This window comes from Niabella sp. ZPM-14 (assembly GCF_055693045.2).
Genome location: NZ_CM181148.1, coordinates 1,732,478 through 1,754,636 on the forward strand (window position 1 = coordinate 1,732,478; position 22,159 = coordinate 1,754,636).

21 protein-coding genes and 1 pseudogene are annotated in these 22,159 nt (G+C 46.9%); 12 read left to right on the forward strand and 10 right to left on the reverse strand.

Annotation, left to right across the window (positions count from 1 at the left end; genetic code table 11):
- Positions 1-340 precede the first annotated feature (340 nt).
- Positions 341-988: a ribulose-phosphate 3-epimerase gene (gene rpe / locus ACU37H_RS07335; RefSeq protein WP_472702181.1), complete on the reverse strand. Its 648-nt coding sequence runs from the start codon at positions 986-988 to the stop codon at positions 341-343.
- 175 nt (positions 989-1,163) lie between these two features.
- Between rpe and ACU37H_RS07340 the strand changes: the two genes are divergently transcribed.
- On the forward strand, positions 1,164-1,622 hold the full coding sequence (locus ACU37H_RS07340; RefSeq protein ID WP_472702180.1) for a hypothetical protein: 459 nt from the start codon (positions 1,164-1,166) through the stop codon (positions 1,620-1,622).
- A 202-nt stretch (positions 1,623-1,824) separates the two neighbouring features.
- Here the strand turns inward: ACU37H_RS07340 and ACU37H_RS07345 are convergent, their stop codons facing one another.
- Both ACU37H_RS07345 and ACU37H_RS07350 read right to left on the reverse strand, forming a co-directional pair.
- Positions 1,825-2,322, reverse strand: a complete 498-nt coding sequence (locus tag ACU37H_RS07345; RefSeq protein WP_472702179.1) for a metallophosphoesterase family protein — start codon at positions 2,320-2,322, stop codon at positions 1,825-1,827.
- Between the two features lie 155 nt (positions 2,323-2,477).
- Complete coding sequence (locus ACU37H_RS07350) at positions 2,478-3,464, reverse strand: zinc dependent phospholipase C family protein (RefSeq protein ID WP_472702178.1); 987 nt, start codon at positions 3,462-3,464, stop codon at positions 2,478-2,480.
- Positions 3,465-3,779: 315 nt separating this feature from the next.
- Between ACU37H_RS07350 and ACU37H_RS07355 the strand changes: the two genes are divergently transcribed.
- The 5 genes from ACU37H_RS07355 (at position 3,780) to ACU37H_RS07375 (ending at position 7,936) form a co-directional block, all read left to right on the forward strand.
- Positions 3,780-4,718, forward strand: a complete 939-nt coding sequence (locus tag ACU37H_RS07355; RefSeq protein ID WP_472702177.1) for an ABC transporter ATP-binding protein — start codon at positions 3,780-3,782, stop codon at positions 4,716-4,718.
- A 159-nt stretch (positions 4,719-4,877) separates the two neighbouring features.
- Complete coding sequence (locus ACU37H_RS07360) at positions 4,878-6,152, forward strand: ABC transporter permease (RefSeq protein WP_472702176.1); 1,275 nt, start codon at positions 4,878-4,880, stop codon at positions 6,150-6,152.
- 195 nt (positions 6,153-6,347) lie between these two features.
- Positions 6,348-7,082 (forward strand): DUF4328 domain-containing protein, encoded by a 735-nt coding sequence (locus ACU37H_RS07365; RefSeq protein WP_472702175.1) that lies wholly within the window; start codon positions 6,348-6,350, stop codon positions 7,080-7,082.
- Between the two features lie 112 nt (positions 7,083-7,194).
- Positions 7,195-7,530 (forward strand): DUF2752 domain-containing protein, encoded by a 336-nt coding sequence (locus tag ACU37H_RS07370; RefSeq protein ID WP_472702174.1) that lies wholly within the window; start codon positions 7,195-7,197, stop codon positions 7,528-7,530.
- A gap of 43 nt (positions 7,531-7,573) precedes the next feature.
- Positions 7,574-7,936, forward strand: a complete 363-nt coding sequence (locus tag ACU37H_RS07375; RefSeq protein ID WP_472702173.1) for a TM2 domain-containing protein — start codon at positions 7,574-7,576, stop codon at positions 7,934-7,936.
- An 84-nt stretch (positions 7,937-8,020) separates the two neighbouring features.
- Here the strand turns inward: ACU37H_RS07375 and ACU37H_RS07380 are convergent, their stop codons facing one another.
- Complete coding sequence (locus ACU37H_RS07380) at positions 8,021-10,174, reverse strand: TonB-dependent receptor (RefSeq protein ID WP_472702172.1); 2,154 nt, start codon at positions 10,172-10,174, stop codon at positions 8,021-8,023.
- 202 nt (positions 10,175-10,376) lie between these two features.
- Between ACU37H_RS07380 and ACU37H_RS07385 the strand changes: the two genes are divergently transcribed.
- The 3 genes from ACU37H_RS07385 (at position 10,377) to ACU37H_RS07395 (ending at position 13,916) form a co-directional block, all read left to right on the forward strand.
- On the forward strand, positions 10,377-11,558 hold the full coding sequence (locus tag ACU37H_RS07385; RefSeq protein WP_472702171.1) for a DUF3298 and DUF4163 domain-containing protein: 1,182 nt from the start codon (positions 10,377-10,379) through the stop codon (positions 11,556-11,558).
- A gap of 66 nt (positions 11,559-11,624) precedes the next feature.
- On the forward strand, positions 11,625-12,194 hold the full coding sequence (locus ACU37H_RS07390; RefSeq protein ID WP_472702170.1) for a hypothetical protein: 570 nt from the start codon (positions 11,625-11,627) through the stop codon (positions 12,192-12,194).
- Between the two features lie 150 nt (positions 12,195-12,344).
- On the forward strand, positions 12,345-13,916 hold the full coding sequence (locus ACU37H_RS07395) for an NAD(P)/FAD-dependent oxidoreductase (RefSeq protein ID WP_472702169.1): 1,572 nt from the start codon (positions 12,345-12,347) through the stop codon (positions 13,914-13,916).
- A gap of 53 nt (positions 13,917-13,969) precedes the next feature.
- On the opposite strand, the gene ACU37H_RS07400 is transcribed toward ACU37H_RS07395, so the two are convergent.
- The 3 genes from ACU37H_RS07400 to dtd all read right to left on the reverse strand — a co-directional run bounded on the left by ACU37H_RS07400 (position 13,970) and on the right by dtd (position 15,902).
- The gene (locus ACU37H_RS07400; protein ID WP_472702168.1) at positions 13,970-14,977 is read right to left on the reverse strand and encodes a YihY/virulence factor BrkB family protein; all 1,008 of its coding nucleotides are present in this window, start codon (positions 14,975-14,977) and stop codon (positions 13,970-13,972) included.
- Positions 14,978-15,102: 125 nt separating this feature from the next.
- Positions 15,103-15,447, reverse strand: a complete 345-nt coding sequence (locus tag ACU37H_RS07405; RefSeq protein ID WP_472702167.1) for a nucleotide pyrophosphohydrolase — start codon at positions 15,445-15,447, stop codon at positions 15,103-15,105.
- Between the two features lie 2 nt (positions 15,448-15,449).
- Positions 15,450-15,902: a D-aminoacyl-tRNA deacylase gene (dtd, locus tag ACU37H_RS07410; protein ID WP_472702166.1), complete on the reverse strand. Its 453-nt coding sequence runs from the start codon at positions 15,900-15,902 to the stop codon at positions 15,450-15,452.
- Between the two features lie 152 nt (positions 15,903-16,054).
- Here dtd and arfB point away from each other — a divergent pair.
- The 3 genes and pseudogenes from arfB to ACU37H_RS07425 all read left to right on the forward strand — a co-directional run.
- Positions 16,055-16,435, forward strand: a pseudogene (arfB, locus tag ACU37H_RS07415) (alternative ribosome rescue aminoacyl-tRNA hydrolase ArfB); the annotation flags it as partial.
- 362 nt (positions 16,436-16,797) lie between these two features.
- Positions 16,798-17,571 (forward strand): 3-keto-disaccharide hydrolase, encoded by a 774-nt coding sequence (locus tag ACU37H_RS07420; protein WP_472702165.1) that lies wholly within the window; start codon positions 16,798-16,800, stop codon positions 17,569-17,571.
- Between the two features lie 63 nt (positions 17,572-17,634).
- On the forward strand, positions 17,635-18,975 hold the full coding sequence (locus ACU37H_RS07425; protein WP_472702164.1) for a Gfo/Idh/MocA family protein: 1,341 nt from the start codon (positions 17,635-17,637) through the stop codon (positions 18,973-18,975).
- A 60-nt stretch (positions 18,976-19,035) separates the two neighbouring features.
- Here the strand turns inward: ACU37H_RS07425 and ACU37H_RS07430 are convergent, their stop codons facing one another.
- From ACU37H_RS07430 to ACU37H_RS07440, 3 genes are all read right to left on the reverse strand, one after another.
- Positions 19,036-20,049, reverse strand: a complete 1,014-nt coding sequence (locus ACU37H_RS07430) for a vWA domain-containing protein (RefSeq protein WP_472702163.1) — start codon at positions 20,047-20,049, stop codon at positions 19,036-19,038.
- A 50-nt stretch (positions 20,050-20,099) separates the two neighbouring features.
- Positions 20,100-21,038: a hypothetical protein gene (locus ACU37H_RS07435; RefSeq protein WP_472702162.1), complete on the reverse strand. Its 939-nt coding sequence runs from the start codon at positions 21,036-21,038 to the stop codon at positions 20,100-20,102.
- 103 nt (positions 21,039-21,141) lie between these two features.
- The gene (locus ACU37H_RS07440) at positions 21,142-22,014 is read right to left on the reverse strand and encodes a DUF58 domain-containing protein (protein ID WP_472702161.1); all 873 of its coding nucleotides are present in this window, start codon (positions 22,012-22,014) and stop codon (positions 21,142-21,144) included.
- Positions 22,015-22,159: the final 145 nt, after the last annotated feature.

Genomic DNA, 22,159 nt, shown 5'->3' on the forward strand with positions numbered 1-22,159 from the left:
CCAAATATACTTTTTTCATGACAAAAACGTGCCATTTAATTTATTAACAAATGTGAATTCTGTTAAAAGGAACCTAATTAGGAAATACCTATGCCGGGCGGGGTTCAAGGGCAGCGAATCAGCTATAAAGCGGCAGCGCCAATATACAAATCACGGACTGCTACACGAATGGCACAGGCGGGCGAGCACGAATGATACAGCGAGTCTGCCCAATAATCCTGTGACAGGCGCTCGCAATGACGAGGTGAACCTGTTATGCAAAGCACTTAATCCTTTTATCTAAAAATTGGCGTGACGCGTTTGGCATTGAGTATCAAAATACAAAAATCCAAAACTCAGATTATATAGCTTTCAACTTTTCAATCGTTGCAATTGGGTCGTCTGCTTTGAACACGGTGCTTCCTGCAATCAGTACATCCGCACCCGCATCCATAATGTCTTTGGCGTTATCCACTGTTACCCCGCCGTCGATTTCGATGAGCACGTTCAGCTTTCTTTCTGTGATCATTTGCTTCAACTGCTTTATTTTTTCCAGCGTATGCGGGATAAACTTTTGTCCGCCGAAACCGGGGTTGACGCTCATCAGGTTAACGATATCGATCTCGTGCAGGATGTCGCTGAGCAGCGATACGGGCGTATGCGGATTCACAGCCACACCGGCTTTCATGCCCAATGATTTGATCTGGGTAATGTCCTGGTGAAGCATCGGACAAGCCTCAATATGAATGGTCAGGTGGTCGGCGCCGGCGTTTTTGAATTCCTGGGCGTAACGGCCCGGCTGCTCTATCATTAAATGTACATCGCAGGGCTTCTTTACGAGTTTATGAACAAACTCGATGACCATGGGACCGAAGCTGATATTCGGCACAAACATACCGTCCATCACATCCAGGTGCAGCCAGTCTGCCCCGCTGCTGTTGATCATTTCGCATTCGGATTGTAGGTTCAAAAAGTTCGCTGCCAACAAAGAAGGTGCAATTAAAGCCATAATGATTGTGTTTTAAAATGTTCTCAGGAATAACAGCGCTTCACTTTATCTGAATCATTACTGCCTGTGTCATTCCTGCTTTCTACGGGAAACCCAAAGCCCGGCCTCCCGCGCTGCAAAGTACAGCTTTTACAAAATTAAATTGCCTATTTTCGCACTCACAAATCTCGAAACTATGCAAACCGGATTGTTACATTTACACAGTTTTTTGCGCTGGGCGATTGTATTGCTTTTTATCATAGCGATTTTCAAAAGCCTCGGAGCAGGCAATAAGCCTTTTACCAAGGGTCACGCTACAGCAGGATTGTTATTAATGATCTGTTGTGATATCAACTTCCTGATCGGCCTCGTACAGTGGTTCACCGGCACTTTCGGGCTCAAATTGTTTCAGCAAATGCCGATGGGGGATATCATGAAGGCTCCCGTGTACCGGTTCTTCGCAGTGGAACATATCCTGGGTATGATCATCGCTATCACCCTGGTTCACATAGGCCGCTCCTTCGCGAAAAAGAATATTCCTGACGCGACCAAACATCGCAAAACGGTTTTGTTTTACACGATTTCCTTTATCATCATGCTGGCTTCTATCCCCTGGCCTTTCCGGGAAGTGGGACAAGGAAGAGGTTGGTTCTAATCAAAGATGACAGTTGTTAGTTGGCTGTTGACAGCTTAAGTCTATTTACAATAATAGTCTCTGTTATCTGAAGACTATCAACCGGCAACCTTTCTTCCCTAATTAGGAATGACAGTTGCTAGTTGGCTGTTGACAGCTTAAGTCTATTTAAAATAAACTGATATACTTAGGATATTTTCTGTCATCTGTAAACTATCAACCGTCAACCTTTTTTCCCCAGCTCAATCACTTCGCATTCTTTAAAATCGGCTCCGTCTATCACAAACCTGATCAGCGTCCTCACCTTTTGCCAGCCTTGCTTCCCGGCGGCACCGGGATTCATATGGAGGCATCGCAGCGCTTCGTCATACATTACTTTTAAGATATGCGAATGGCCGGTAATAAACAGTTGTGGCTTTTCGGCGATGATTTGTTTTTTAGTTTCGGTATTATACTTCGGCGGATAACCTCCGATATGTTTGATCATTACTTTCACTTCTTCAATATCAAAGACGGTTATTTCGCCAAAGTGCTGACGTATGTCTGCGCCATCAATATTTCCATATACGCCCCGCAGGGGTTTAAAGGCCCTTAACCGGTCTGCAATAGCAGCATTGCCAAAATCACCGGCATGCCAGATCTCCTCACATGTATCAAAATGCCGGAAGACATTATCATCCAGGAATCCGTGTGTATCTGATATAAGACCAATCTTTGTCAAATTGAGTAAATATTTTTTTTAAACGTCCCCGCAATCCATCGTTCTGACGCGTTAAATGATGAATAAGAAAATTGCTACGCTTCACGCTTCCGAGTTCGGACCTTCAATCTCCGGCTTTCGGCTCCGGTCTTCCCGTCTCCCGACCTCGGACCTCCCTAATCCTTCGTCATTCTCTGAGTAGCAATCAATAACTTCTTTCCGATTAGCTGGTTTCTCCGGAACGCTTTTCTTTCCGCTTTAAACGCTCTTCTGTTGTAGGACGCTGCAAGATGGTTGAGATCCGGTTTACCTGCGTTCACCCAGGCGGTGTACCAGAAATCGGCGAGCGCATTGGAAGAGGCGATTAACTGGGCGTTGATAGAACCATGTAGCGCTTTTGAATATTCCTTCGCAAACGCTGTGGTGTAAAAGCGCCGGTTCTTTCCCCAACGCACTTCCCAGCGATACTTGGTCGCATCGGTAAAATGTTTGGATACTTCTTTTTCTTTTTCAAACATTTCAGGCAACAGGGAAAAGGTATGCTCCATGATCTTCCAGATCTCATCCGACGGCGACTGGATATAGCGCGCCTTGTGCCGGCTGCTCAACTGGTAGTTCATAATTTCCACTTCGGGTACGGTCGTTTCCCAAAGATCATGAATCCCGTTTTGCCCGGTTAGCTGCCCGTCGTAGTTGATGGAAGTATGTAGCGGCACGTGAGCATCAGCAATGTAATGGCTGAGGTCAGCGGCGTAGAACACAATACTGTCGGCATTTTGAGACCGGAACGCCTGCGTCAGCTTATCCATATATTCCACCACCACATAAGGCAGGGTACCATATTTCTGAAGCGTGTCCAGCGTATATTTTTCAACCGCCTTATCGAAGTCATGCGGCACTACTTTAAAAGCGTCCGGCCCGAAGCGCTCCATGTCCATATAATGTTTGCTTCCCTCCGATTCGTCTTTGGTACGTCTCAAATCCGGCCGAGGTGCGGCATACACCAAGGAATCTTTGTTGGTAAAAAAGAAGGCCTGCATCGGCCTTGGCAGTTCATAGATCGCTAACTGAGCAATGGTGCGATGTACTAAAAAACCCCATCCCGAAACCACGATTAATGTGAAAGCTAAAAGGGCAGAAAGAAGGATATTTCTTTTGTTCATATCTTTTGAAAAATGAAAAGCAAAGTTGCAGAAAATATATAACTAAAGAAAAGTGCTGTGTTATGAATTTGAGAATAACTCAATTTATTGATCGTAGATAGTTAAGACCGGGGCGTGAGGAGCGAATCTGACATTTATAAAATATGGATGGTATATCATTTTTAGCTTATCCATCGTGCCTTGTTTACTCGTCCGCAAAACGCTTTTTCCGTGCCACTTCACGAACATTTTTACCTAAATAGTGCGTATCGACCCGCGCAACCCCATCAAACACCACACATTGTGCATATATTTGTTTGAAACGAAGATTAACAAATGACGCCGCTACTCGAAGTAAAAAACCTCAAAAAATATTTTGCCACCCAAAAAGCTGTTGATGATATCAGCCTCAGCATTGAGCCTGGACAAATATTTGGCCTGCTTGGCCCGAACGGTGCAGGCAAAACCACACTCATCCGTATGATCACCGGTATTTTTTACCCGGACAGCGGCTCCATCATCTTCGACGGCACGCCTTTCGACCCGGCCAATGATATTGCAAAGATCGGATACATGCCGGAAGAGCGCGGGCTGTATAAGAAAATGAAGATCGGTGATCAGACACTTTACCTGGCCCAATTGAAGGGACTCGGCAAGAAAGACGCAACAGAAAAGATCAAGCAATGGTTTGAACGCTTCGAGATGGAAAGCTGGTGGAACAAGAAAGTGGAAGACCTATCGAAAGGCATGCAGCAAAAACTGCAATTTGTCACTACCGTATTGCACAACCCGAAACTGATCATACTCGACGAACCCTTCAGCGGGCTCGATCCGGTGAACAGCAACCTGATCAAAGATGAAATATTCAATCTTGCGAAACAAGGCGCTACTATTATTTTCAGCACGCATCGCATGGAACAGGTCGAAGAGATCTGCGATCACATTGCATTGGTCAATAAAGGACAGAAAATATTGGATGGTACAGTAGACCAGGTCAAACAAGACTTTAAAGAGCATTTATATAAGATCACGCTGCTGGATCCTTTCGAAGAAGTGACGGACAACGAAGTGTTCACCATTCAGTCACAATCCGGGCAGTCTCTCATTATCCAGAAGAAAGAAAGCAAGAGCAATAACGACATCTTGCAATACCTGCTTTCCAAAGGCGCGGCTATTGAATCTTTTAACGAAATACTGCCAAGCCTGAACGACATCTTCATCCGTCAGGTACATGGAACGCCGCTGGCGCGCCGGTTCGAGGAGATTGATAATTGAGCAGATAGTTGACTGATGAAAGATGACGGTCCGTTATTGGTAGTTGGAAAAGATCCGCCTTTGCATTCTCTGCGCGTTTTTTAATAACCGTACTCAGGTAGTCAATTGACTTTTATATTATATCAGATCATTTCGATGTAGCATTAATTTAAGTACAACATGAGCAAGACATTTTTAATTATACAAAGAGAATATTTAACACGGGTCAAAAAGAAGACCTTTATTATCTCCACGCTGTTGTTCCCTCTTCTATACCTGGGATTAATATTCGGCACTTCTTACATCGGTGCCAAATCTTCGACCCAGTTGAAGATCGCGGTGATCGACTCTTCTAAAAAATTTACTGTTGAAAAAATTGCGCAGGCTAACGAGGAAGATAAATCGAGTATTCTTACGCTGGTGCAGCAAACCCCGGAAGCCCTTTCTAAGGACTTTGAGTCGCAGGGATATGACGCTTATGTAGTGATCCCCGAAAACACGATGGTCGGCGGTACAGGAAACAACATTTCTGTAAAATCCAACCGCACCCTGGGCGCGATATCTGAAGTTAGAACCAAGCTGAATGGTATATGGAACGATATCAAGTATGAAGATCTGGACATTGACGTTCAAAAAAGGCAAACCCTGTCAGACAACAACCTGGAAATATCCGCAGAAAATCTGAAAGATAAAAATGCGGACGGAGGTTTTGCCATGATCATCGGTTATGTTGCAGGCTTCCTGGTGTATTTTATCCTGCTGATCTATGGCTCTCAGGTGATGATGGGCGTGATGGAGGAAAAGACCAACCGTATTGCGGAAGTCATGGTGTCTTCTGTGAAACCTTTTCAATTAATGCTGGGCAAAATCGTGGGCATTGCCCTGGTGGCTTTAACGCAGTTCCTGTTGTGGGTAGCTTTTGTATTTATCATCTACAATGCCAGCAAAGCGGCTGTCGACGTTAACAGCTCTTCCATGAGCGAGGTAGTGGGTAGCGTACAAAAGGTATTTACCAGTGTGAACATGCCTGTGATCTTATCCTTATTCGCTTTTTACTTTCTGGGTGGCTTCTTCTTTTATTCATCCATCTATGCTGCTGTTGGAAGTGCGGTCAATGAAGATATCCGCGAAGCGCAATCGCTTTCTTTTCCCATCACGATGTTGATCATCTTTGCGATTTTCATGCTCACCATTGCGATGAAAGATCCCACCAGTTCGGTGGCAGTGTGGACCAGCATCATTCCCTTCACATCACCGATTGTAATGATGGCGCGGGTGGCTTATGGCGTGCCCGGTACGGTGCCTTACTGGCAACTCGCTTTGAGCATGGCCTCTTTAATTGCCAGCTTTTTATTCATGGTTTGGTTTTCGGGAAAAATATATCGCACAGGCATTTTAATGTACGGCAAAAAGCCAACCTGGAAGGAAATGATCAAGTGGGCGATGAAAAAATAAGTCGTTCACTTTTAAAACACCCCATTCAACAGCTTTTGACAAAAACCCATAACAACTGAATATGATGAATAATTGAACCAATGCTGCCCGGTCCGGGACACCTCAGTGCTTCCTACAGACGATCTGTAGTTAACAAGAAGTGTAAACAACCTCAACTTCTAAACCCTCCACCTGTCACTCATAAAAAAATCAACCTTGAACACAAACATTTTAAAACCGAATGGCCAAAGAGCCAAAAACGCTATACTCCTGCTGTATATCTCGATGGGCTTGGCTATCCTTATTTCTTTCGCGGACTGGCATCAATACGCGTTGCTGGACGATGTCACATCGGGCTTCACCGTTTCTGTGCAGCGCGCAGAGCTCAATGACATTGCCCAAACCGTGCTGAACCTTGTCAATGTGGGGGTTACCATTGGCTGTATGATATTCTTCATCTTGTGGTTTCGCCGCGCGTATTACAACCTGCATCAGAAAAGCTCCTGGCTGACATACAGCGAGGGCTGGGCTGCAGGCGCCTGGTTTGTGCCCATCCTATCCCTGTTTCGCCCCTTCCAGATCATGCGGGAGCTTTATCACGAAACGGACAGCCTTTTATCAAAATATCCGGTAACAGCACGTTTGCAGACCCGTTTGTTAGGTTGGTGGTGGGGGTTTTGGATCAGCTCTAACATCATCAACCAAATTGTATTTCGCATGTCCTTCCAGGCAGACAGCATTGAGATGATGAAGGCGCAAACCCTGCTGGATGCCGTGTCTTGTATCGTACATATTCCCTTATCCCTGTTGGCGATACGGGTGGTGAAAGATTATGCAGCAGCAGAGCATTTGCTTCCTTCACTTACTGAAGACGCGGCCAACGAAGAGGAAAGCCTTTTTTCGCAGGCCCAATACCGGCACTACCTGGGCGAAGAACTACGCGAGATGTAATGACCGCCTGGTAGTTTCAATTCACCGCTCTTTCATTGCCCTTTACCGATGAGCGTTATGCCCGCTGCCCGCCAGCCTATAATTTTACAGGATCAAACAGGAAATAAATAACATGATCCGGTTTTTACAAAAATACAGTGAAGTCCTGCTCTGGAACGGAGCGCTGGTACTGCTGGGCATGATGGATATGGACAGCACCCTGTCCTTTTGCATCCTGAAAAACCTTGGGATTTCCTGGTGCCCCGGTTGCGGTCTGGGCCACTCCATTCATTATGCCCTGCATTTTGAATTTCAGAAAGCCGCTCAGGCCCACCTGTTCGGCATTCCGGCAACGATGATCTTATTTTATCAGAGTTGCAAATCTAACCGCCAGGCACTGTTACATTTTCAGCGTGAGCAAAAAGCAAAGCTGAATATGGTGTCTGAGGTCTCCCTGGATCAGAAATAACACCAACAAAACATTTATACATAACCAACAAAACAAACATAATATGGACCAGCAACAATTACTAAGAATGTTTCCCGATATGGAATATGATGAAATGGCTACCATTCTCAACCTGTCGCAAAGCATGAATGAGCAGCAACAGCAAACTTTTTTATCAGTGTACTCCCGCAAAAGAAAGGATAAGACCCTGATGCTCGTATTAGCTTTATTGGGCTTTGTATGTGTGGCAGGCGTGCACCGGTTTGTCAAAGGCGACATTGGGCTTGGGATCCTTTATGTATTCACTGCCGGGTTATGCTTTATCGGTACAATTGTGGATCTTGTCAATATTAAAAAACTGACCTGGGATTACAATATGAAGATGGCTTACGAATCAGCAAACATGGCGACTGCAGTGTTCAGATAATCGGGCAACTGGTTTCATACACCGGCAAGATGTTGAACAGTTCAGCAATAGGTGCCGCCTGCTTTAGAACCTGCAAACCGGCTATCACTCAGGGCGTTTCCTGTAGGTGATCACTGCTCCGGCATAATAATTGCGGCGCGGGGCGGCGTTATAAAAGCGTCCTCCCACCGCGTTGATATCATTGCCAAGGCTGTAGTTTTCGTTCAGCAGATTGTCTGCTCCGGCATATACTTCCAGCCCCATCCTTTTTGTCAACCATTGATATCCCAGCTTGGCTCCCAGCAAATGATAAGGCCGGGCTGATGCTGAATTGGCATCGTTCAGGAAAATGGCACCGGCGCCATAATAGGTATTATTCAGGTAGATACCGTTTTTCAATACGATGTCTGCTGTCAGCGACAATGCGCTCGGGGGTACGCCGGGCAAACGATTGCCGGAAAAATCACCGCCTGCGCCGGCAAATCTTTTATAGGTAAAATCGTTATAGGTATACGCCCCTTTTACCAACGCGTGATCGAGCACCTTCCGGACCTTTGGCAACAACAAATAAGATCCGCTGAGCTCAAGACCCTTTTGCTGATTGTGACCGGCGTTCACAAAATAGTCAGCGCCCGACTCATCTCTCAGTTGTACCAGGGCATTCTTCAGATCAAAATAAAAACCGGTTGCCTCCAGGTAAATGCGGTTGCCTGGCAGGTATTGTCTCGCAGTGAATTCATAATTCCAGCCTCTCTCAGCTTCAAGATCGGTATTGATGATCCCGGTGGAAGGCAGCAATTCCGCCACGGTGGGAGACGAAAAGCCTTTCGCCACCGAAGCCAGCAATGACAGGCCATTATTGAATCTCCGCATGATCGCGGCCCTGGGCGCCAGTTCATTGCTGAATGAAAAAGGCTGTTGCAGCACCGGCTCATCGCTTACACGGAGAAACCGGATCCGGCTTCTGTTATAGCCCAGACCGACCGTATAAAACCATTGATCTGCCTGCGATAGCGTGGCCTGTGTAAAAATGTTATAGGTCCATGTATTTACATCATCCTCTGTTTGTAAGGTATCCGGCTGTCCACCGCGGTTGCCTCTTACTGCTATGTTAAAATCACCTTGCTGAAATTCCGCCCCCGTTGTCCACTCCAGCCGGAAATTCCGCCCTAAGTCTTGATCCGCTCTGAAGCTGGTGCGCCCGCCCCAATGAGGTTCGTTGCGCGATTCATAGTTACGGACAGCACTGTTCTTTAAAGAGGTGTAAGCTCCGTAAACGGTCGTGGTGTTGGACCATACGGGTGAGAAGACATGGTCATAAGTCAATCCCCCCAGCAAATTTTTTTGAAAAATGGCTGCTTTGGCATCCACCGCTGAGGGAAAAGGACCTGCGGCAGGCCGTGCTGATCGGGGGTTGGCCTCAAATTCTTTTAAGGTTAGTGCACCTGGTGTCTGATAATAAAGATCTGTATACAGGACCGAAGCGGAAAGTTTTTGCTTGTCGCTGATTGATAATACGGAGTTCCAGGATATATTGTCCCGGCGAAGCGCCGACTGGGCCTTGAAGCCATCCGACTCATTATGCGCGTAGGTCACTTTATTACCCCAGGCGCCTGCGATCCAGTTTGCCGTGGCCAGCAATGATTGCAGGTTGTAACTTCCACGAACGTATTCCAATGAAGCGATAGTATCCTGCGCAATCTCGTTATGAATAAGGATCAGTCCGCCTGTGCCCGCCCCATACATACTGGCCACCGGCCCTTTGACGATCTCCATCGAAGAAAAATTATTAAAAGCCAGCTGATTAAAATAAGTGTTGCCTCCGGGATCGGTTAAGGGAAGTTGATTCCAGTAGACTTTTACATTTCTGACACCAAACGGTGAGCGCAGCGAGCTACCCCGCATATTAATCCGGTAACTGCCGGGAGAGCGCTCTTCCATCCTCACACCCGGCACGGTATTCAGATCCTGTACCAAAGAAGTTTTGTTAGATCGGGCGGGATATCCGATCGTGGTCACTGCGGCCGTGGCTTGTGTTCTGCGCTGGCCGAAAGCCTGCACGGTGACTTCGGACAAGGCCGTTACCGTATCCGCCGGGGTCTGCTGTCCGAACACATGCGGCGCAACAAAGCACGCAAAGCATGTCATCAGGATACCGGTAAATGAACAGCCTGACAGGTTATGTCTGCCGGTGTTGATAAACAAAAGTCCTGCGCCACGATTAAAAATACAGGCGCCGGATGTAATTTTGAGGCTCATGCCGCCAAATTACTGAACTTCAAATTGTGGCATGAAATTTTATGTGAAATGAGCATAAAAATATTTGCGTAGTTATGGCTAAAATCTACTACGGCTTTGAATATTTTTTCTGCAGATCCGATGACTACCGGATTGAATGGAGCATAAACTTGTAAAGCGTGATTGATTAAAAGAGTGATTACCTACTACCAAACTTCATATTATGAATAACCGGATTTTTGCCTTGGCATTTTTACTGCTAGCCTTTGTTTCTTGTAAGAATGAGGATAAAAAACCGACCGACGCCGGAACCGCAGCAACCGCGGACAGTACAAAAAATATTCGTCAAAGCATCACGGATACTTACGTTTATAAAAAACTGGAGGGAACTGTCGCCGGCAAGCCAGTGGTGATGCACCTTGTCAAGGCGGGTGACCGGATCGAGGCCAATTATTACTACCTCGACCAGGGCCAACCGATCTTTTTGTCGCGCAACTGGGAGAAGAGCAGCGACGACAGCCTCTTCCTGTTTGAGATCACGAACATCACATCGGGTAAGTCTGCGTCTCTTTCGATGGCAGTGAGCGACAGCGGTCTTAACGGCACCTGGCTGAGCGGCGACGGCAAACGCTCTTACCCTATTGACCTGAAAGAAGCTGCCCTGGATGATTCGCTGCAACTGATCGCGGTGGGGCGGATCGATTCGTCGCATTATACAAAATTCAAAAACGATACGCCCACGCTTAAAACCGCGGTGACGGTGGTGGCTGCGGCCAATCAAAATGCCGCTGCCGATTGGCTTAACAACAAAGTAAAAAGCATCATTGACAATGGCAATAAAAAGATGCAGGGCCTGACGCTCCAGCAAACCGTGGAGGTCTTAGTAAAGGACGATGTGGACGGCTATGCCGCCGAAGTGGACAGCAGCCTGGTGGGTGTGGATGATGACGGACCTCATTTCTTCCTGAACCGTGAATATGAAACGATGGCCAATGTAGTCTACCATCAAAACGGTTTCCTGGTGATGAGTCTCTTCAACTATGCTTACACCGGCGGCGCGCATGGAAACCATGGTACTTCCATGTATTGTTTTGACCTGACCAGCCAACGGCAGCTTTCGCTCAGCGATGTAGTAAACGCAGATTCTGTGGTGATGCAGCAACTGCTTGAAAAGAATTACCGGAAACAATATAATGTACCGGCGCCTACGCCGCTCGAAGAACGATTATTCGTGAAGCACCTCGCTCCCAACAAGAATTTTTACCTGTCTGCCAAAGGCCTGGGCTTTATGTACGCGCCTTACGAAATTGCGTCTTATGCAGACGGCCAGATCAATGTATGGATCCCGTTTTCAGAACTGCGTCCCTATCTGAATACTCAATTCATCCAGCGTATGGCCCTTTAGAAATTTTTTAATGCTTTAACAATTTTGGTCAATCCGTAAAGCGTTTATGCTTTACCTTTAGCGCAAATGTTACGGCTGCTGTTGATTTGTTGTTTCCTGACTACCCTCCTGACGGCGCATGCGCAGGTACCTGATTTTATTTCCGTTAGAAAAAAGAATGGCGTCCCTGTTCAGAATTATTACGCAGGTGTCAATATCTCGTTTATGTCCAAAGACGGCAGGCGCTACGATGCCCTGATCGACCGCATTGCCAATGACAGCATCTACCTCCGCTATTTCACTACGTCGGCCTATACCAATCTTTTCGGAACGGTAAGTTACGATACGGTGACCACCTATATTTTACAGCTTCACTATAAAGCCATCCAACATGTGTATACTACCAAGGCCGATTATCGAAATCGCTACCTGGGTACGCTTGGCAAATATGCCGCCATCGGAGGGTTAGGCTATACTTTTCTGAATCTTTTCAACGGGTTGATCCAGAAGGCAGACCCACTACTGGACAAACGCAATACGCGCAACGTGGCCATCGCGACCGGCATAGGCGGCGCAGGCCTGTTCCTGAACCGGAAATTCCGGCCGGGCAGAAAAAACAAGTACAAAGTAGTATATGTAGACATGAAACAGGACTAAGCTGCTGTGATTAGTTGGCAATTATAAGCACTCAACACTCCAATGCTCAACAAGCTCGGACTTCGGACCTCCGACTTCTGAGATCCTCCCTCCTTCCAACAATTTCCCTTTCTTTGCAGTACATTTTTCAGGATAAAAACCTGACCCGATATGCAAAAGGAAATACAACTCAAGCTCTCCCCCCGGGAAGCAACGGACGACCTGTTCATTAAGCAACAAATTGCAGCAAGCGAAGGCGTCCTGCCCGAAGTGGTTACCGGTTTTACCATTTTAAAACGGTCTATCGATGCGCGGGCGCGGCAACCGTGGATCAACCTAAAGCTAAGTGCCTATATCAACGAACCCTACCGGCAACGCGCGCTTCCACCGGTTCAATTCAAAGATGTAAGCAAGGCCCGGAAAAAAGTCATTATCGTGGGCGCCGGACCAGCAGGGCTTTTCGCCGCTTTGCAGCTGATCGAGTCGGGCATACAGCCGATTGTACTGGAACGCGGCAAAGACGTTAAATCCCGCCGGCGCGATCTGGCAGCGATGAACAAGGAAGGCATTGTAAACCCGGAAAGCAATTATTGTTTCGGCGAGGGGGGTGCAGGCACTTACAGTGATGGCAAATTGTACACCCGGAGTAACAAGCGCGGTAGCATCGACCGTATCCTGCATTTATTTGTCAGGTTTGGCGCCGAAGAAAAAATACTTTACGAGGCCCATCCGCATATCGGAACCAATAAATTACCCAAGATCATCACCGCGATGCGCGATGAGATCATTGATTGCGGCGGCCAGGTCCTGTTCGATCAAAAGGTAGTCGACTTCAGGCTGCATGACAATACCATCAAAGGTGTTACAACCCAGTCTGGCGCAACCATCGAAGGTGACGCAGTCATACTGGCGACAGGCCATTCGGCAAGAGATATTTTTTATTTATTGCATGACAAACATATTTTAATAGAAGCCAAGCCCTTCGCCCTGGGCGTTCGGGCGGAACATCCGCAAGAGCTTATCGACCAGGCGCAATATAAATGTGATACCCGCGGCGCCTATCTTCCTCCCGCCTCCTATAGTTTAGTACAACAAGTCAGCAACACGGGCGTCTTTAGCTTTTGTATGTGCCCCGGTGGCATCATTGCACCCGCGGCCACTGCGCCCAACGAAATCGTCGTGAATGGCTGGTCGCCTTCCAAACGGAATAATCCTTATGCCAACTCGGGTATTGTCGTTCAGGTGCAGCTCGAAGATATCATTAAAAAGGGCGGGACCCGGAGCGCGGATCCCTTGTCGCTTTTGTCATTTCAACAGGAAGTGGAGCAACGCGCTTTCGAGGCGGGTGGCGGCCTGCTTCAGGCGCCGGCACAAAGAATGGCCGACTTCTGTACGAACAAAATTTCTTCGACACTACCCAAATGTTCTTATTTACCTGGCATCAGCAGTGCAGACCTTTCTACCGTTTTACCGCCTTTTATTCATCGAGCTTTACAGCGGGCCTTTGTCGAGTTTGGCAAAAAAATGAAAGGGTATTATACCAACGAAGCGGTATTAGTGGCCACGGAATCGCGCACTTCTTCTCCCGTAAGAATACCTCGTGATGCGGAAACATTGCAACATCCGCAAATTAAAAACCTGTATCCCTGCGGTGAAGGTGCGGGCTATGCTGGTGGGATTGTGAGCGCCGCCATGGATGGCGAACGGGTGGCTTTGGTGATTGCGAAAATGGTGCAGGCATAATCGTATCAGGATCTTTCTGCTTTCTGTCACTCTTGTATCGCGAAGACATCGGCTTATGGCGCGTTGGTGGCTTTATTTTCACCACCTACTTGACGTTGTGCGATCTCCTGCTCATGCGCAGCCACTACTTTATCATTGTGCAGGGTCTGGATGGAATCCTCATGTTCGACTTCAACCTGCTCCACCCAAACGGCATACTGGCTCGGATAAATATTCATATCGTTATGAATGGAATACACCCTTGTAAAGGCAGCACCGAAATAAAGTATAACTGCAGAATAATACACCCACAATAGAATAACAATGATAGAACCTGCTGCACCATAGGCTGAGGTCATCTTGTTATGACCAAGATAATAACTGATCAGGAACTTACCGAGCATGAATAAAATGGCTGTTACAAACGCGCCCGCGCGAACGGCCCGCCACCGGATACGCGCGTCGGGCAGTACTTTAAAGATCAATCCGAATAAAAACGAGGTGATCAGGAAGGTGATCGCCAGGTTGGAAATATAAGCGAGGGTCACTTCGGTTTCAGGGATCTGCCTGGTGAGCTGATCTATGAAAAGATCCATGATCCCGTTTACGAGCAAAGACACCAGCAAAAGAAATCCGAGCGAAACTACCATTGAAAAAGATAATAAACGGTCGAGGATCAGTTTCAACCAGCCCCTGCCTTTTTTGGGTTTGGTCTTCAGGCGCCAGATCATGTTGATCGAGTCCTGGATCTCCGCAAAAATACTGGTGGCTCCAAAGATCAATGTTGCGAGACCAACGGCGGTTGAAAAGCCTTTCCCGGAAATATCATTCGACGCTTCCATGATCGTTGTCTCGATCTGTATTCTAGCGCTTCTGCCCACCAGGCTTTCGATCTGGCTATACAGGCTCTCTCTGACAGATGAATCATGTCCCGACAGCACATCTCCGATCCAAAGCACCACAATCATTAACCCCGGGATGGAAAAGATCGTGTAGTATGCCAGTGCGGCACTTAATTTCAAAATGCGCATCTCGAACAACTGCTCTACCGAATCCTTTAGTATGTTCCAGGCTTTTTTCATATCAATCCGCGCTACTTAAAATTTAAAGCGATGCACCACCGCAACAGGTAGAAGGCGTCTGTTATAAAATATCAATGATTATTCATCACTACTTATCATTCATTACTCACTACTCCCCATCCACCTCATTTTAATTTCTCATTATCTGCATGCCGGCTGGCATCACGCACTGTTTTCTTGTCAAAGTTTCTTTGCAAGGCTTCGGTTAAATTGACCCCTGTTTGATTGGCCAGGCACAGCACCACCCATAACACATCGGCCATTTCATCGGCCAAGACTGCCTGCTGCTCTTCTGCGGTCGGCGCTGCACCACGTTTGTAAGATTGCTCTCCGTAGATGCGCGCCATATGCCTCGCCAGTTCGCCTACTTCTTCCGTAAGGATGGCCATATTCGTGAGTTCGCCGAAATACTTTACGCCAACGGTTCTGATCCATTCATCTACCTGTTGTTGTGCTTCCTGTAGCGTCATGCTTATTCTTTATTTTTTGTGTCAATAATGATCGTAACCGGACCGTCATTCAACAGCGCTACTTTCATGTCGGCACCGAAAACCCCTGTTTGTATTTTCTTGTTCATGATCACTTCCAAACGTTGGATCATCTGCTCATACAAAGGAATGGCGACAGGCGGTTTACTGGCTTTGATGTACGACGGGCGGTTGCCTTTCTTGGTGGAAGCGTGTAAGGTAAACTGGCTCACCAGCAATATCTCTCCGTCAATATCCTGCAAAGACCGGTTCATAACTCCTTCTTCGTCGTTAAAGATCCGGAGCTTAACGATCTTCTCGCTCAGCCACTGCACATCTTCGTCAGTATCGGCATCTTCGATACCTAATAACACTAACAGACCGCTCCCGATGGCAGCATGCTGCGCACCGTCGATGGTAACACTGGCATGGGACACTCTTTGAATCACTGCTTTCATGCGACGTAGATCAACATTTAGGTTGCTGCAAAATATACATTTAATCGCTCTTGTGTATGGATTGTTTACGCCTCAGCGGGATTTTCATCTTTCTTTAAGTAATTTGGTATTTATTTTTAAGACAATATGGATCAGTCATGAACCTTTCGGATGAAATTATTTTTAAAACCACGCGGAGCGGCGGCAAAGGCGGGCAGAATGTCAACAAGGTGGAAACGGCTGTGATCGCTGCTTTCCATGTAGATCGTTCGGCGCTTCTCACTGAGGATCAGAAGAAGATGATCCGAGAGAAACTGTCTGCGCGCATAAATGCGGAAGGCTTTCTGCAGGTGAAATCACAAGTACACAGAACGCAGCTGGGCAATAAAGAGGATGCCACTGATAAAATACACGCGTTGATAAAGAACGCGTTGCATAAGAAGAAGCCCCGCATTGCTACGAAAGCTTCCAGGGCCTCTATTGAAAAAAGGATCGATGCTAAAAAGAGAAACAGTGCTGTAAAAGAAACCCGCAAAAAATACCGGGGGGAGTAATGGCAAGGCCGATGCCGGTTGCCCGTTTCGGTGACCGGGTGCATATTTTAAAGTAGAGCATCGCCTAATTAAAAATTGTTTCCTATTTTTAGGAGGTTGCAAATGAACCACGTGCTTTGCTGAATTATCAAACGGGTTGAATGGTCTGACACAAGAGATATTTACCTGCAAGACATACAAAAGGAGAACCTGACGCTGGTCCGCAGAATGCCGGCATGGCAACGGGCTGTGACTGACGATGCCGGATTACTTGAATTGCCCCGAAAAATCGAAGCAAGGCGCACATACAAACAATCGAATCATTAAAAACCCGTCCGACCGGAATTCATCCGGGCGGGCAATAAAAAACAAAAACCTGAAGAATGAAAAGATCTGCTTTTTTAAGCGCTTTGGGAGCTGTCTTCATGCTCTCGACGCTTACTGCGGGCGCACAAAGCAAAAAGACCATGAACCTGCTCAGCAAAGAGCATGCGGCTAAATGGCGCGGCTATGACGGCAAGACCTTGCCTCCCGGATGGATACTCAGTGACAATATGCTTTGGGTCGATAACGACAAGATCAATGAAAAAGTAAATGATGTTTCCTATAAAGGCAGTCGTGATATTATTTTTTCGGGACAGGAATTTGAATACTTTGAGCTGACGATCGATTGGAAAATCGGTAAGGGGGGCAACAGCGGCATTTTGTACCATGTAAAAGAAGGATATGGCGGCCCCTCGAATGTGGCGCCTGAATACCAGCTCATCGATGATGAGAATTATGCGCAGATGCATAGCAACTTAAAAGATTACAATGCCCAATTTGGAGCGGAGCACCCTGAACAGTTACAGGACTGGCAGAAGACCGGCGCTGACTATGCAATGCATCCCGCTGATGAAAGTAAAAAAGTATTACACCCCGCCGGCGAATGGAATACCACAAAGATCGTTGTCGCTCCGGGCAGAACGGAACATTGGCTGAACGGGGTGAAGATTGTAAGCTTCAACCCCGATTCGGAAGACTGGAAAGCCCGGAAAAAAGCCGGAAAATGGGCTAAAAGTGCTAATTATGCTAAATTCAAAACAGGGTATATTGCCTTGCAATATCACGGCAGCTCTTTATGGTTTAAAAACATAAAAGTAAAACCGCTGAAATAACGAACAGCCAGGCAACTGGCTGCCAACCACTATTTGAACCTAATAAACAATAAACATTAACGAATGAAAAGAAAACATTTTATTCAAACCACTGCTGCCGGAGCACTGGCGCTGTTACTGCCCTTTCCGTCTTCGGCTGCTGCTTCAGATAAAAAATTACGAATTGCACAGGTGGGCCTGGGCATGATGGGTACCGCCGACCTGAAAGATATTGCTTCTCACCCTGCCGTTGAGGTAGTGGCACTTTGCGATGTTGATATGAAAAAGATCGATGCTGTAAAAGGCACATACGCGGGAGCCAAAATATTTACCGACTACAGAGAGATGCTCAAATCTATGGCAAATGATATAGACGCCGTAGTAGTGTCTACGCCGGATCATGCGCATGCGCCCGTTTCATTAATGGCCATGGAAATGAACAAAAACGTTTACTGCCAGAAACCGCTGACTCACTACATCTCCGAGTCGCGCAAAATGGAGCAGGTAGCGGCACAGAAAAAACTGGTTACCCAGATGGGTATCCAGGTGCATTCCTTTTACGATTACAAATTGGCCACGATCCTGATCCAGAAAGGCATTATAGGGAAAGTGAAAAAAGTGATTGCCTGGTCTCCAAAAGTTTGGGGCTACAACGGGCCCGAGCCGGAAGGAAGCGACCCCGTACCAGAGGGATTGGACTGGAACCTTTGGCTGGGTACCGCTAAAGAAAGACCTTATAAAAAAGGATTTTACCATCCTGCCAACTGGCGCAAATGCATCGATTATGGCTGTGGAACCCTGGGCGACATGGGCGTTCACATTTTTGATACTCCTTACAACGCTTTAAAATTAGGCGTTCCACTGACCGTTAAAAATGATTGCCGCGAGCCCAATGACTTCGGACATCCGGAAAAAAATCATGTTACTTACGTATTCCCAGGAACTAAATATACTGCAAACACATTGGAGTGGGTATGGTATGACGGTAAAGGCGCACCTGAATTGCAGGAAGAGCTGAAGCTGCCCAACGGAGAAAAACTGCCTGACCAGGGCGCCATGTTTATCGGCGAAAACGGACAAAGATTATTGTTGCCTCACTTTATGCAGTTGCCCAAATTGATCATCGATGATCAGTACAAACCGATCGACATTAAAAAGTACGATACTAAAGGCGAAGCGGGCAAGCCTACTGTAAGTTATGATGTGGAAGGCTCCAAACATTACCATGAGTTTGTGGACGCTTGTCTGGGTAAAGCGAAAACCAGCGCGCCTTTCTCTTATGCCGCAAAGTTGACGGAAGTGATCTTATTAGGCGTTGTCGCCGCGCGCTTCCCCAATCAGACATTAAACTGGGATGGTAAAAATGCCCGGTTTAAAGAAGAAGAAGCGAATAAGTATTTAAGCGGGGAATACAGAACGTTCTAAAACCCATTATTACTGAATCAAAAAGACCAGCCAAGGCTGGTCTTTTTTTATATCGTTTCATTAAGGAAACTTCCTGAAAACGGTGAAGCGGAACAACACTTCAAGCAGGAGGAAAAGCAATGCCGCCAACACCAGCGGGATAAACATTTCTTTTACCTCTTTGTACTGGATCACTTCCACTTTCGATTTCTCCAGCCGGTCGATCTGGGAATAGATGGCCTGCAGTGAAGCTTTGTCGGTAGCGCGGTAATATTTTCCACCCGTGCTCGTAGCAATACGGGTTAACAATGCCTCATCAATATAATTTCTTACGACGTTTCCAGCGACATCCTTCACCATTTGCTCGGCCGTGCTTGTTGCAGATCCCAGCCCGATGCAATAGACCTTCACATTATTAGCCTTGGCAATCTCCATGGCCATTTCAGGGTCGATGATCCGTGTCGGAGGAGCATCCTCTTTTCCATCGGTCAATAAGATGATCACTTTACTTTTCCCGGTGCCCTTGCTGATCCGGTTGACAGACATCGCTAACCCTTCTCCGATCAGCGTTCCTGTTTCGAGATAGCCGCCGTCCATGATCTTGAGACTGTTGAGCTGGGCCAGCACGGCGTCTCTGTCGGGTGTAATCGGGCATTTGGTAAAGCTTTCCCCGGCAAAGATCACGAGGCCGATCCGGTCAACCGGCCGGTTCTTTACAAATTCAATAGCCACTTCTTTAGCCACCAGGAAGCGATAAGGCTTCACATCTTCGGTCCCCATACTGCCACTGACATCAAGGCAAAGTACAATATCGATACCTTCCCCCTCTGACCGGCTTTTCTGAACCTGGTGTTGCGGACGCGCCAGGGCGAGCACCAGGCAAGTAAGAGCAAGCATACGGAGTATAAACGGGAGATGACGAAAACGTGCTTTAAAAGTAACAGGTGTATCGGCGTAGACGGCCGAGGTCATGACCGATCCCTTGTCTCTCTTTTCGTTCCGGGCATAACGCCAGATCATAAAAGGGATCAATGCCAGGAGAATAAAATTCTCAGGCCAGATAAAGGTTATATTTTTTAACCAGTCGTAGATCATGCTTATCAGGCAATATTTTTAGTGTAAACCGGGACGCCCGCCTGCTCCGATCATTCGGGCAGGGTCAAACCCGGTTGTCTTTTTACCGTTTCTTCAATGTAATGGATCGAATCTTCAACGACCTCAAAGGCCGAGGTCGTTTCACTGTCCTCCGGATGATATTTTGCAAACTTTACAAAGTCACATAAATATAACACCTGCCCCAGGCTTTCATACCGGGCCTCGTCTGCTACCAACGGTTTAATTTTCTCCACCAGGTGGTTGGACGTTTGCTGCCGCGATGTGATACCGGTTCTTTCAGAAACGTAGGTCCTGAATATTTCTACCAGCTGCGCATAAAACTCTTTCTCATCCGGTCGGCTCTGCTTCAATTCGGCAAGGCCCTGTTTCGCCCGTTGGTAAGGTGTATCTCCCTTCACTGGCTTTTTTCGTCGCGGTGGTTGCGGCGAAGTCATCCAATATATGAGCAGTACGATCAATATCAACAGCCCCGCGATCCAGTACCACCATTTTTCCAGTCGCTCGCCCAGCTTAAACGGCACATCTCTCATTCCCTGCACATCATGATAGGGCTGCTTGGGATCAAAGTTTTCTGTAAAGGTCACATCGATCGACAGGCTATTGGTTTTGACAAATTGTCTCAGCGTGTAAGAGGGTATCACCCAGCGGCCGGAATCAAAACTCGTCAGCTGATAATATTGATGATACACGGTCGTGTCGCCGCTTTGCAGCACCTTCGCACTATCTCTGACAATAAATTCAAAATGCGGGATACTATCTACCTTGAAAGGCTCCGGCTTCACGTTGTTCAGGGTCTTCACTTCAAGCGTCAGCCAGAAAGGCTCTCCCAGCAATACTTTGCTTTTATCCGTAAATGCTCGGACGGCCACCGGCTGTGCACAACAATAGAATGACGAGAACACCAGGCCCAGTACAAAAAAGATCTCTACCGGGCGCTTACAACTTTTATTTCGAATACTATTAAACAAACCGATTTTAGATTTAAAGTATGGAAAGGTCTGAACGACTCCCGTAATAGTGCCAAAAATTATATGATCAGATCGAGACGATCAGATCATGCTACTGATCCACTTACTTGATCCGGCTTCTGAAAAAGCGGCGCAGCACGTGGACATAATCGTCCCCGGTCTTGATGTGCAGCAGGTCACTTCCTGATTTTTTGAACACATTCACGCAATAGGCGGTTGCCTCGAAGAAATGCTCTTCATATTTCCGCCTCACATAGGCATTGCTGGTGTCCACCCATTGAACCTGCCCGGACTCTGCATCCAGCAACTGCATCAAACCCGCATCGGGCAAGGTCTGATCCATCTGATCATAAATTTTAATACCGATCAGGTCGTGCTTTTTTCCGGCAACGCGCAATGCGTCTTCGTAATTAGAGTCAATAAAATCACTAAGCACAAAAGCAATACTGCTTTGCTTGATCGCGTTGGTGAAATATTTTAAAGCTGCATTGAGACGGGTACCTTTTCCCTTAGCCTCCAGGCTCAGGATCTCACGAACAATATATAAAGCCTGCTGCCGGCCTTTCTTGGGAGCGATATACATTTCCACCTGGTCGCTGTAAAAGATCGCACCGACCTTATCGCCGTTGCTCACGGCAGAAAACGCCAGCACAGCAGCGATCTCCGTAGCCACATCTCTTTTTAAACCGTAATGCGTACCAAAGAGAGAACTGTTACTGATGTCTACCAGCAACATGACAGACAACTCTCTTTCTTCTTCGAAGATCTTGCTGAACGGATGACCAAAACGCGCCGAGACGTTCCAATCTATAAACCTCACATCGTCGCCCGCCGCATATTCGCGAACTTCTTTGAAGGACATCCCTTTTCCCTTGAAGGCACTATGATATTCACCGGAGAAGAGATCTCGTGCAAGTTTCTTGCTTTTGATCTCCAGCTCACGTACCTTCTTTAATATTTCGGATGTACTGCGCATTCAGGAGTTGACAGTTGTTAGTTGATACATCAGCTTTTTATAGCTGAGACTTTAATATTTTTAAGACGTCAGGCTTTTTACGGTATGATCATTTATCCTGACGAATGCTTTGTAAATTCTTTCTTCCCGGGAAAACGGTCGACAG